This is a genomic window from Thermincola sp. GK-1 (genome assembly GCF_059412445.1).
Genome location: NZ_JBSQAT010000004.1, coordinates 152563 through 165000, shown reverse-complemented (window position 1 = coordinate 165000; position 12438 = coordinate 152563). Strand labels below are relative to the sequence as shown.

Genomic DNA, 12438 nt, shown 5'->3' with positions numbered 1-12438 from the left:
CCCCCCCTTAAAATCAAGTGCCTGCTTGTAAGGCAAACAGGCTAGATTTCTGACTTTGCAGCCTGGCGGCCATAGCACACGGAAAAGTAATCTCTGGTTATTAACTACGATAACTACGCCAGTGCCTTAGGCCCTTGGCTTTGCGTCCCTGTCTTTCGACAGGTTTGCCCTACTATGAATTTAAGATTTGTTGACCAAAGTTTTAATGATACATAATTCTAAAAATGTTACATTAAATTAGTAACTTTATTTTCTTGTAAAAGTAAATGGATAAAGCCTCTAAACACAGTCCTGGACCGTTATTAGCAGGTCTGAGCACTCATCCATAAACAGTGATATTCAGTTCTTTTACTACCAATAATGACCAATAAGGTGAGCTGTTTTTCTTGGATAATTTGGCCATATCTATACTCGCAAGGTATTGTTAAAGCACAATATGTAGAAATATGTTTGATAAGAAACTATTTTTAATAAATATGTCACTAATTAGCAGGATTAATTATTTTCCCGTCGTATAAAAGTCGTATAAAATATGTATAGTAATTTTTGGTATGCTACATTTTTAGAAATAAGTTATATGTTATTCTTCTATAAATGTGCATATGTTACACCAGGCACCACACAAAAAATTCCTGCCCGTTTGCAATGCATCCGGGTAGGAATTTTTGTTTTCACAAATATAACCTCTTTTTTTCACCGAAAGATGCCAGTTTTAAAGAACCCGGGCAGCGCCACGGTAAACTAAACCGCGCATACCGTCCACAGTGACGGTTTGGCCGTCCTCCAGAATAGATGTAGCGCCGTCGGCCCCCACCACCACCGGGATACCCAGGTTCAGGCCCACTATGGCGGCGTGAGAGGTCAGACCTCCTACTTCCGTTATTATGGCGGCACATTTTTCGATAGCCGGTACAAATTCCTTTTCCGTGCTGTTAGTAACCATAATGTCACCCGGCTCAATTCGCTGCAGGGCTTCTCTGGCGTTTTTCACTATTTTCACTTTCCCCGTTACGGCCCGGGCGCCGATACCGGCTCCCCTGAGCACCACATCGCCCACGATATGCACCTTGAGCAGGTTGGTTGTCCCCGGAACCCCCACCGGCACACCGGCGGTAATGACTACCAGGTCGCCGCATTTAATCAAATTGGCTGCCAGCGATGTTTGGATAGCCTCGGCGATCATTTCGTCAGTACCTGTCGTTTCAGCGACCAGTAATGGATATACGCCCCAGACCAGGTTCAACTTGCGCACCACGCTCATCTTTGGCGTCACAGCAATGATCGGAGCATGGGGCCGGTATTTGGAAACCATCCGGGCTGTGTACCCTGATTTGGTGGAAGTTATGATGGCCGCAGCTCCTAAGTCAAAAGCCGTAGTACAGGTGGCGTGGCTGATGGCATCGGTAACAGTGCGCATAGGGGACGCTTCCCGTTTTATTGAAAGCTCTTTGTACCGCAGCGCGACTTCTGTACGTTGGGCTATCCTGGCCATTATTTCCACGGCCTCCACCGGGAACTCGCCTGCCGCCGTTTCGCCCGACAGCATGATGGCATCGGTCCCGTCAAAAATGGCGTTGGCGATATCCGTAGCTTCAGCCCTGGTAGGCCGGGGGTTATGCACCATGGATTCAAGCATCTGAGTGGCAGTAATAACCGGTTTGCCGGCCCGGTTACATTTTTCTATAATCATCTTCTGCACCAGGGGGACTTCTTCGGTGGGGATCTCTACCCCCAGATCGCCCCGCGCCACCATTATGCCGTCGGCCACTTTCAGTATTTCGTCTATGTTCTCCATGCCCTGGCGGCTTTCAATTTTAGCAATAATGGATATGTCGGCATCCTTCTCTTCCAGGATCCTCCTGATGGCCAGCACGTCACCTGCCGTTCGCACAAAAGATGCAGCGATAAAGTCGAAACCGTGTTCCACGGCAAAGTTGATGTCTTCCACATCTTTTTCCGTAATGGAAGGCAGTTTAACCTTCACCCCCGGGATGTTCACATTTTTCCGGCTGCCAATTTCGCCTCCGTTGACAATCAGGCATTCTACATAATCATCTACTACTTTTTCCACTCGCAATTCCACCAGGCCGTCAGCTATCAGGATCCGGTCGCCGGGTGCCACATCCTTTGTTAAATCAGGATAGCTTAAAGACAGGAGTTCCTCTGTTCCTTCCACTTCTTTAGGGGTTAGTTTTATCTTACGGCCGTTAACCAGGCGTATCTTTTCTGTCTTCAAAACACCGGTCCGGATCTCAGGCCCCTTGGTATCAAGCATAATCGCAACAACAGTCCCTGTTTTGGCCGCTGCTTCCCTTATGTTTTTTACCCTCGCCAGATGCTCTGCATGGGTACCGTGGGAGAAATTCAGCCGGGCCACATTCATGCCTTTTTCTATCAGCTGGACAAGTTTCTCCACAGATTCACTGGCTGGGCCGATAGTACAAACTATTTTAGTTTTCCTCACCTTACGGATCCTCCTTACCAAAAACATTTATTCTTTAAAATCATGCTTTGAGTTTTTCCACAATTTTACCTGAAAGCATAATTTCCTAAATATTGAAAAGAACGGGGATAAAAACCCATAAGGTTTCATCCCCGCTTTGTTTAAATTGCCAGTATGCCGGCCAGCTCATAAACAGAATGGTCGATAGTCCGTTTTTCGCTTAAAGCACAATCAAAGTCAACGGCCACTAAGTCGTTATGCTGGCGGGCAATCATCTTCCCGCTCGCCCCGGCTTTTATCAAATCAACAGCCAAAGCGCCCATCCGGCTGGCCAGCACCCGGTCAAAGGCCGTAGGCGTACCTCCCCTTTGGAGATGGCCAAGAATGGTCACCTTGGTGTCAAACCCCGTTTTTTCTTTGATCTGCTTTCCTATTTCAATACCGCTGGCAGCACCTTCCGCAACTACTATGATGCTGTGCAATTTTCCTCTTTTCTGCCCCCGGTGCAGTTTTTCAATAATCTCATCGATACTGAAAGGGATTTCGGGAATCAAAATTGATTCCGCGCCTCCGGCCAAGCCTGCTTCCAGGGCTATATACCCCGCGTGCCTGCCCATAACCTCGATTACGTAAGTACGCTCATGGGAAGTAGCCGTATCACGAATTTTGTTTATGGCATCCACCACTGTATTCACAGAGGTATCAAAACCGATAGAATAATCACTGCAGGGAATGTCATTATCTATAGTGCCCGGTATGCCGATTACCTTGACGCCATGTTCTTGGCTAAAAATTTGGGCGCCGCGGAAAGAACCGTCCCCGCCAATAACTATCAGTCCTTCAATACCCTGTTCCTGCATATTGGCATAAGCACGACGCCTGCCTTCTACAGTACGGAATTCCTCGGAACGGGCAGTCCGCAGAATGGTACCGCCCCGCTGAATAATATCAGCCACGGAACCCAGATTCATATCCACAAACTCACCGTTGATCAAACCGGCGTACCCGCGTTTGATACCAACAACTTCCAGCCCTTCAAAAATACCTTTGCGCACAACTGCCCGGATGGCTGCATTCATGCCCGGCGCATCGCCGCCGCTGGTCAAGACTCCAATTCTCTTCAAGGCCTTTCCTCCTCGGTAAAATTTTTTCCGAAGGCATCATGAAATATTTTATCCGGATATGACCTGACCTATGCCGCGAAACTTTTGATAGCGCTGTTCCAACATGGTTTCCGTTGACATGCCTGCTACTTCTGCAAGGCTTTCGGCAATAGCGTCCTTCAGAGTGGCATACATCTTGCCCGGATCCTTATGGGCGCCGCCCAAGGGCTCGGCAACAATTTTATCGACAATTCCCATTTCCAGTAAATGCGGTGCAGTAAGTTTCATGACTTCCGCCGCTTCCTGGGCTCTGCCGGCATCCTTCCAAAGGATGGAGGCAAAGGATTCCGGCGAAATAATGGAGAAAATAGCATATTCCAGCATCAGAGTACGGTCCCCCAGGCCAATGGCCAGGGCTCCGCCACTACCGCCTTCCCCGATTATCGTTACAATAATAGGTACCTTCAGACTAATCATGTGGAACAGGTTTTTGGCGATGGCCTCGGCCTGCCCTCTTTCCTCTGCCCCTGTACCGCAGTATGCGCCGGGAGTATCCACGAAAGTCAGCACCGGCCGGTTAAATTTTTCCGCCTGCTGCATCAGCCGCAGAGCCTTGCGGTTTCCTTCCGGGTGGGCATAACCAAAGTTGCGCATAATGTTTTCCTTGGTATCCTTGCCCTTTACATTGCCCAGAACTGTTACGGGCCGGCCGTTAAATTTTCCAATCCCGCCCACAATGGCTTTGTCGTCGCCGAAATACCTATCGCCATGCAGCTCGATAAACCCTTCTATCAAATTATTTATGTAATCCAAAGCAGTAGGCCGCTCAACATGCCGGGCTATCTGTACCTTCTGCCAAGCCGTAAGGTTTCCGTAAATGGATTGTTTCAGGGCCTGGGCTTTGTTTTCCAGGGTCCTGATTTCATCGCTTAAATCTATGCCCTTTTCATTGCTGAAGTTTTTGAGCTCTTCTATTTTTGCTTCCAGTTCGACTAGCGGTTTCTCAAACTCCAAAACATTTGCCATGTTTAAGCCCCTCCGCCTTTATGTAACTCTAACAGGCCGGCCAAAGTTTGCTTCATGTTGGACCTGGGTACAACAATATCTACAAACCCGTGCTCCAAAAGGAATTCAGAAGTCTGAAAACCTTCGGGCAGTTTTTTCTTGATAGCCTGCTCGATAACCCGTGGGCCGGCAAAACCAATTAAGGCCCCCGGTTCCCCAATGATAATATCCCCTAAAGAAGCAAAACTGGCTGTAACGCCGCCGGTTGTTGGGTCTGTGAGCACAGTAATATACAGCAGCCCGGCAGCCGCCATCTTGTTTAAAGCAGCACTGGTTTTCGCCATCTGCATAAGGGAAAGTATGCCTTCCTGCATCCGCGCTCCACCGGAAGCGCAGAACATAATAAGGGGAAGTTTTTCCTCAATGGCCTTTTCAATAGCTCTGGTTACCTTTTCTCCCACCACGGAACCCATACTGCCCATAATGAAGTTGGCATCCATTACTCCTATAACGGTCGGATGCCCTTCGATTTTCGCAGTACCAACAACGATAGCTTCATTTAATCCCGTTTTTTCCCGGGCAGCAGTAATCTTTTCAGGGTAGCCGGGGAAATTTAAGGGGTTAGCCGGCTGTAAATCTGCTGCAAATTCGACAAAGGTACCTTCATCAACGGTTATAGCCAGGCGTTCCCTGGCCCCCAGACGAAAATGGTATTTGCACTTGGGGCATATCCCGGCCAATTTCCCCAGCTCTTTAGTATAAAGTATTTCATTGCACTGGGGACATTTTTGCCATAAGCCTTCGGGTATATCCTTTTTATCGGTATCGGCATGAACAGTTACATATTTGGGCTTTCGAAATAAATCCTTAAGCATATTGTTTATACACACCTCTGCTTTCCAGAAACGAAACGTCAGGACAAACAGATGTTTATCTGACTGAGGAGTTCAAAATTTCCATTGCTTCTTCCACTTCGGATTCCGGGACCAAAATTTCTACTGCGCCAAATTCCCCTAAATGAGGCACGCCTATCGGACGTAACATGACCAACAACCCTTCAGATGCCAGAACTGTTTTCAGGGATTCGGCAACATTTCGATTTGGCGCAATATAAACAACTGTCCACATCAATCCTCGGCCTCCTTCAAATAATACCTGGTAAAAGAGTACGATTGCCCCAATACAGTCCTTTCGACTAGTATTATCTAGATTCCTTCCTCTTTAAACAAATATAATTCAATCAAATTTAAACAAATATAATTCAATCAAAACAGTGATGTCCAGAGCCAAAACGCCCTGGACATACGAGACAGTTATATACCGGACTCAACCGCACCGTGCTTCGTTAATATCTGGGCCTTTCCCCTTATTTTCATCGCGGAAGTATGCTCGGTGAACTGGGCAATCATTACTTCACCCTTGTCAAGTTTCTCTGTATGATGAAACTTGGTATCATGGCCTCTGGTCAATCCGATAATGGTAACCCCGTTTTCTAATGCCTTCACAACTATATAGTCGCCGGTTATTTCAGCATCGGTCATGCTTTTATCACCTCTCCTAAAATTGCAAGCATATAATACCATAATATTAATTAATTTGCAATAAAGCAGGTCTTTCTTTTCCTTCCGGTAGCTAAACAGGCAGGGCGCTGCCGCCGCTATCTTCTTTTTCTTTCACCAATACCGATCCCTCGCCCAGCAGGTCTGTAAGTTCGGCCAATGCTTCCGGCAGGGGGTTCAGCCACCATTCGGTCTTGGTTTTAATCATTTTCCGGGTATCGGTAAAATATAGCATAACAGGGTGGCTGCCCCGGTAACGGCGCATGACACCCTTCAACCGGTCCATGAGGGCCGCATCGCCGGCAGACGGAATTTTCAGGTATATTTCCGATAAAAGTCCGGTAGCCGGATTCATTATTTGCTCGGCAATAATCTTTACTTCCTCATCTCCCTGGTTAATACGACCGCGAATAAAAAGAATGGCATCAGGATATATCATGGCCCGGAACTGCTGATAGACCTTTGGAAAGACAATCACTTCCACACTGCCTACCAAGTCCTCCAGGTTCATCAATAGCATGGTTTCTCCCCGTCTGGTGGTAATTTTCCGCATACCGGCAATAATACCGCCAATAACAACTTCCTCCTGGTCCTGCATCTCCACTAATTGGGCGGTAGTGGCCGTCGTTTTTTCCGCCAGTTCCCGGCGATACTGTTCCAGTGGGTGGCCGCTTATATACAACCCGAGCATTTCCTTTTCCATGGCCAGTAATTCATGCTGCGGAAAATCCGGTACCGGAGGCAGCGGAACCTCTCCGCCAAAACTGCTGTCGCCTTCATATACATCAAATAAAGATATCTGGCCGGTGGAAAGGTCTTTTTGCCTTTTGGCCGCCCATTCCAGGCATCTGTCCAAACCCTCCAGCAACTGCCGGCGGTTGCCCGTCAGAGAATCAAAAGCGCCTCCTTTGATCAGGCTTTCAATCACCCGCTTGGTAACTACCCGGTGCTCGGCCCGCTCACAGAAATCCAGCAGGGAGGCAAACTTCTTTTTGCTGCGCACAGCTATAATATGCTCAATGGCCTGGCGCCCCACATTCTTTACCGCCGCCAACCCAAACCTGATTTTATCTCCTACCACAGTGAAATTTACAAGGGATTCATTGATATCCGGAGGGAGTATATCTATACCCATACGTTTGCATTCCTCGATATAGACAGCCACTTTGTCGCTGCTGCCGGCCACGCTGGTCAGCAGGGCCGCCATGTAAGCCACGGGATAATTGGCCTTCAGGTAAGCCGTCTGGTAAGACACCAGGGCGTAAGCCGCCGAGTGGCTTTTGTTAAACCCGTAGCCGGCAAAGTATTCCATCAGGTCAAAAATCTGCCCGGCAATAGTTTCTTCAATGTTGTTTTTCCGGGCCCCCTCAATAAACTGGTTCCGGAGCCCGGCAATTACCTCCGGCTTTTTCTTACCCATGGCCCGCCGCAACAGATCTGCTTCGCCCAGGGTAAAACCGGCCAAGTCGCTAGCAATCCGCATGACCTGTTCCTGGTAAAGGATAACGCCGTAGGTATCCTTTAAAATTGGCTCCAACGCCGGGTGCAGGTACTTGATTTCACTCTGTCCGTGCTTGCGGCGGATGAAATCTTCCACCATGCCGCTGCCTAACGGGCCCGGGCGGTACAAGGCAACGAGGGCGATAATATCATCCAGAACTTCGGGCTTTAGTTCCTTCAAGATAGCCCGCATGCCCGAACTTTCCAACTGGAAAACCCCGATGGCATCTCCCCGGCCCAGCATTTCATATGTGGCCCGGTCGTCAAGGGGAATATTGTCTATATCAATTTCATCACCAGTGGTATGCTTAATGATATTCACTGCATCCCCAATTACCGTCAAGGTACGCAAGCCCAGCAAGTCCATTTTCAGCAGGCCGATTTCCTCGACAGTCTCCTTGGCAAACTGGGTGGTCACCACCCCATCAGAAGACCTATACAAGGGCAGGTAACGGGTCAGGGGTTCTCTCCCGATGACCACCCCCGCCGCATGGGTGGAGGCATGTCGCGGCATGCCTTCGATAGCCCGGGCCATATCTACCAGCTTGTGTACCTTTGGTTCTGTTTCATAAAGCTCCCGCAATTCGGGGCTTGCTTCCAGAGCCTTGTCCAGGGTCATGCCCAGTTCCCCGGGAATCATCTTAGCTACCCGGTCTACCTCTGCATAGGGCATATTCAAGGCCCTGCCCACATCCCTAATGGCCGCCCGCGCTGCCATGGTTCCAAAAGTGATGATCTGGGCTACCCTGTCGGCCCCATAACGTTCTATAACGTAACGGATAACTTCTTCCCGCTTCTCATAACAAAAATCGATATCAATATCCGGCATAGTTACCCGTTCAGGGTTCAGGAACCGCTCAAAAAGAAGGTCGTATTTTAAGGGGTCGATGTTGGTTATCCCCAGAGTATAAGCCACCAAACTCCCGGCGGCGCTCCCCCGCCCCGGTCCCACCAGAATCCCTTTTTCCCGCGCAAAACGCACAAAATCCCAAACGATTAAGAAGTAACCGGGGAAACCCATGTCGTTAATGACCTGTAGCTCATATTCCAGCCGCCTGCGGACTTCTTCCCCGGCGTTGGGATAGCGCTTTTTCAAGCCATCCAGGCATAGCTGGCGCAAATAAGACTCAACCGTATGCCCTTCGGGAATCATGTAATCCGGAAGATAGTTTTGGCTAAAATCAAACTCCACATTACACCGTGCCGCTATATTGACAGTATTGGCCAAAGCCTCAGGGTATTCTCCCGCCAGCAGGGCCATTTCCCGGGCATCCTTCAGGTAGAATTCCGAAGTGCCGAATTCCATGCGGTCTGCATCTTCCATGGTCCGCCCTGTACCAATGCAGAGTAAGACATCCTGCACCTCGGCATCGCTTTTCCGCACGTAATGGACGTCATTAGTGACAACCAGGGGAATATTCAGTTCCCGGCCGATTTTGACCAGTTCCATATTGACCATGCGCTGATTTTCTAGGCCATGGTCCTGTAGTTCCAGGAAAAAGTTCCCTTTGCCAAATATATCTTCATATTCCCTGGCCGCGGCCCGGGCCTTGTCAGACTGGCCGTTTACAATAGCCGTGGCAATTTCACCGCCAAGGCAAGCGCTTAAGGCAATCAACCCTTCACTGTGCTTGCGCAGGGCCGCCTTATCGGTACGCGGTTTATAGTAGAAGCCGCGGGTATAGGCTTCAGAAACGATGTGCAGGAGATTCTTATACCCTGTTTCGTTTTCCGCCAAAAGAACCAGGTGGTAGTTGGCGTCATCCCGTCCCGGCTCCCGGTCGTCCATGGAACGAGGTGCCACGTAAACTTCACAGCCCAGAATAGGCTTGATCCCGGCCTTCTTGCAGGCTTTGTAAAAATCAATAACCCCGAACATAGACCCATGGTCGGTAACAGCCAGGGCCTTCATCCCCTTTTCGGCGGCAGCGGACACCAGGTCCCTGATGCGGGCTGCACCGTCTAAGAGAGAGTATTCTGTATGAACATGGAGGTGGATAAAATCAGCAGCCATGATAACCCCCTGTGTAGAACCTTTGCCTAAGAAATTCGCTTCACTTGGAGTATTTCCTTCATTTTTCCCTGAGATAAGTATAGGCATCAATCAATCTGCAAAATCAGCTCTGCAGGTTAATTGATACCCGCAAAAATTAAGGGTTTCGTTCCTCTGTTAATTCACATATCATGTATTGGTATTTACATTATTTATATTGTTTAAGGAGAAGGTTTATGGAGCGCTACGATGTATTATTGATTAATCCTCCTTCGAGGATAAATGAGGCATTCGAACATCTGGGACTGGGTTATCTGGCAGCCTGTCTCAGAGAAAAAGGCATTACAGTTAAAATATTGAATATGCCAACCTGGACAGTACCCCAAGCCTTGCAGCAAGTCAAAAATTTTTCTTCCGAAATACTAGGTATCAGCATACCTTTTCAGGACAGCGCGGACCTGGCTTTCGATTTTATAACCGCCCTGAAAAGCGAAGGGTTAGATACCCATATAACCATTGGTGGTATATATCCCACTTTTTGTTACGAGGAAATAATGCATATGTTTCCCGCCATCGACTCAGTAGTCCTGGGCGAAGGGGAGCATACCTTCGTTGAACTGGCCAAAACAGTACTGCACGGTAGAGACTGGCGAAAAATAAGAGGCATCGCCTATCGGGAAAATGACAAAATCGTTACCAACGAACCCCGACCGCTCATTAAAGACTTGGATTCCTTACCCTTTCCTGCAAGGGATAGTCTTCCGGAAGTATTGAAAAGGCTGGGTTTCGCCACCATGCTCAGTTCTCGCGGCTGTTACGGCCGCTGCAGTTTTTGCAGTGTTATCCCTTTTTACTCGAAATTTGGGCCAAAATACCGGCTTAGAAGCAGCGAAAATGTAATGGAAGAAATAGACGTGCTGTATAACGAATACGGAGTAAGAAATATTGAATTTAATGATGCCAATTTTGTCGGAGGTAAGGGACATGGTTTTCACAGAGCCAGGGAAATTGCCGAGGAAATTTTGAAAAGAAATTTGGATTTGCGCTTATCTATTCAGTGCAGACCCGATGATGTGGATGAAGAGTTGTTTGCAATTTTAAAGAGAGCAGGATTAAGCAAAGTTTTTCTGGGAGTGGAGTCAGGTTCCCAAACCATGCTCGACCGTTTCAAGAAAGATATTACCGTGGAAGAAAACATAAAAGCTTTGGAAATATTGGGCAGGCTTGATTTCATAGTAATTATGGGATTTATAACCTTTGATGACAGGATAACCATCAGAGAATTTCGAGAAAATATGGCGTTTATCAAAAAGGCAACACGAACGATGCCAATAAGTAAGCTTAAATTTAACCTGGCGTCAAAGCTCATTCCCCTTGCGGGAACAGAAGTAGAACAATACATGAAAAAAACCCAAAAATATAGAGGTAATTCTTTGGGATATGCTTATAACCTGGACGACGTCAGACTGCAAATGCTTTATAATGCATTTAACAAGTTTGGTAATTTCTCCAGAAATGTCAAGAGAATTTTTAACATAAAAGTAGGCAATGATCGGGATTGGATGAAAAGATAATTGGATATTAGAAACGGCAGTTTTATCAAACAACAAGAAAATTATTAGTCCACTCCAGAGCCTGAACATACAGTTCAGGCATTTCATTTTCATTCAGGCCAAAATCCTCGGCATACCTGAAAAAGGTGGCCCAATCCGCTTTTTCATAAGCCTTTATCATAGTTAACACATCGTAATAACGGCAGGCTTGGCCCAGCAACGCTGTCTTAACCTGGTCACATATAGGCAGGTCGGCCAGTATGACGGACATAGGCCTGCCGATCAGTACGTCAATCATAGAAAATAGCCCCATCATAAACAAGTCTGATTCACAACCCCGCAGCCCTATTTTGGGGGCAACCAACTCCCCCAGCCGGGCCCTGATTACTGAACAGGTCATAATCTCGTCCGGTTTATCCTCTGCCAGATTATGAAGCGCTATCAAAGATACCCATTTTTTTATTTCATTAATACCCAGCATTACCAGGGCATGCCTAGTGGAGGTTATTTTTGTTCTGAACCCGAAAGCGGCAGAATTGATAAACTTCAGTAGTTTATAGGACAGGGATACATCCCTCTTGACAATACTATCCAGGCTCCCGAAGTCCATATCCGGCCTGTTAACCTCCTGCAGGATGCGTAGGTAGTTCAGCTTATAAACCGGCACGTCCCTGCAGGACATAATCACCGGCTTGCTGAAGAAATATCCCTGGAAATAAGAGTAACCCATTTCCAGAGCTTGTTCAAAATCCTCCCGTGTTTCTACCTTTTCGGCCAGGAACTCTATTTTCCCGAAGCCCACTTTCCTTATGATGTTTTTTCTTTGTGCCGGAGTCGTATTCACAAAATCGATTTTAACAATGTCGGCAAACTCCAGTAAAGGTTCGCTGCACCCGTTCACTACAAAATCATCCAGTACTATGGTAAATCCCATTTTTTTGAGTTTGCGGCAGGCCGCAATTATTTCTTCACAGTGTTCCACATCTTCCAGTATTTCCACAGCCACCATATTCGGCGGAAGATTGGTCGGCAGGCCGGTCTTTAACAGATTCTCTGTAAAGTTAATATAGGCCTTTTTTCCACCAGTCAGCGTTTCAAGACCAATGAGCAAAAAGCTGTTAGCAATTACGTCAGACGTGGCCTGGTCCCCATTGGCGCAGATGTATTGATTTTCTGTACTCATCCGGTACAGAAGTTCGTAGCCGCACACTTTCTGCTGTCTGTCAAAAATTGGCTGTCTGGCAACAAATACATCCATCTTATTCCCTCGCAGGGGCCCCTC

The 12438-nt window shown here is 47.6% G+C and carries 9 protein-coding genes and 1 riboswitch; of the genes, 1 reads left to right on the top strand and 8 read right to left on the bottom strand.

Features of this window, described 5'->3' with window-relative positions; all coding sequences use genetic code 11:
* Positions 1-53 precede the first annotated feature (53 nt).
* Positions 54-179, bottom strand: a riboswitch (cyclic di-GMP riboswitch).
* A gap of 533 nt (positions 180-712) precedes the next feature.
* The 7 genes from pyk to ACSNJE_RS05500 form a co-directional block, all read right to left on the bottom strand.
* Positions 713-2464, bottom strand: a complete 1752-nt coding sequence (gene pyk / locus ACSNJE_RS05530) for a pyruvate kinase (protein WP_495252175.1) — start codon at positions 2462-2464, stop codon at positions 713-715.
* 140 nt (positions 2465-2604) lie between these two features.
* Entirely contained in the window at positions 2605-3567 is a 963-nt protein-coding gene (gene pfkA / locus ACSNJE_RS05525) for a 6-phosphofructokinase (protein WP_013121166.1), read from the bottom strand.
* A 48-nt stretch (positions 3568-3615) separates the two neighbouring features.
* Complete coding sequence (locus ACSNJE_RS05520; RefSeq protein ID WP_495252174.1) at positions 3616-4572, bottom strand: acetyl-CoA carboxylase carboxyltransferase subunit alpha; 957 nt, start codon at positions 4570-4572, stop codon at positions 3616-3618.
* 2 nt (positions 4573-4574) lie between these two features.
* Positions 4575-5426 carry an acetyl-CoA carboxylase, carboxyltransferase subunit beta gene (gene accD / locus ACSNJE_RS05515; RefSeq protein WP_013121168.1) on the bottom strand — a complete coding sequence of 284 codons (852 nt, stop codon included), beginning with the start codon at positions 5424-5426 and terminating at the stop codon, positions 4575-4577.
* Between the two features lie 55 nt (positions 5427-5481).
* Positions 5482-5679 carry a putative signal transducing protein gene (locus ACSNJE_RS05510; RefSeq protein WP_013121169.1) on the bottom strand — a complete coding sequence of 66 codons (198 nt, stop codon included), beginning with the start codon at positions 5677-5679 and terminating at the stop codon, positions 5482-5484.
* A gap of 185 nt (positions 5680-5864) precedes the next feature.
* Positions 5865-6092 (bottom strand): trp RNA-binding attenuation protein MtrB, encoded by a 228-nt coding sequence (mtrB, locus tag ACSNJE_RS05505; protein WP_013121170.1) that lies wholly within the window; start codon positions 6090-6092, stop codon positions 5865-5867.
* A gap of 91 nt (positions 6093-6183) precedes the next feature.
* Positions 6184-9624: a DNA polymerase III subunit alpha gene (locus ACSNJE_RS05500; RefSeq protein ID WP_013121171.1), complete on the bottom strand. Its 3441-nt coding sequence runs from the start codon at positions 9622-9624 to the stop codon at positions 6184-6186.
* A gap of 215 nt (positions 9625-9839) precedes the next feature.
* Between ACSNJE_RS05500 and ACSNJE_RS05495 the strand changes: the two genes are divergently transcribed.
* The gene (locus ACSNJE_RS05495) at positions 9840-11177 is read left to right on the top strand and encodes a B12-binding domain-containing radical SAM protein (RefSeq protein ID WP_495252173.1); all 1338 of its coding nucleotides are present in this window, start codon (positions 9840-9842) and stop codon (positions 11175-11177) included.
* A gap of 25 nt (positions 11178-11202) precedes the next feature.
* Here ACSNJE_RS05495 and ACSNJE_RS05490 read toward each other — a convergent pair whose 3' ends face one another.
* The gene (locus ACSNJE_RS05490) at positions 11203-12414 is read right to left on the bottom strand and encodes an EAL and HDOD domain-containing protein (RefSeq protein WP_495252172.1); all 1212 of its coding nucleotides are present in this window, start codon (positions 12412-12414) and stop codon (positions 11203-11205) included.
* Between the last annotated feature and the right edge of the window lie 24 nt (positions 12415-12438).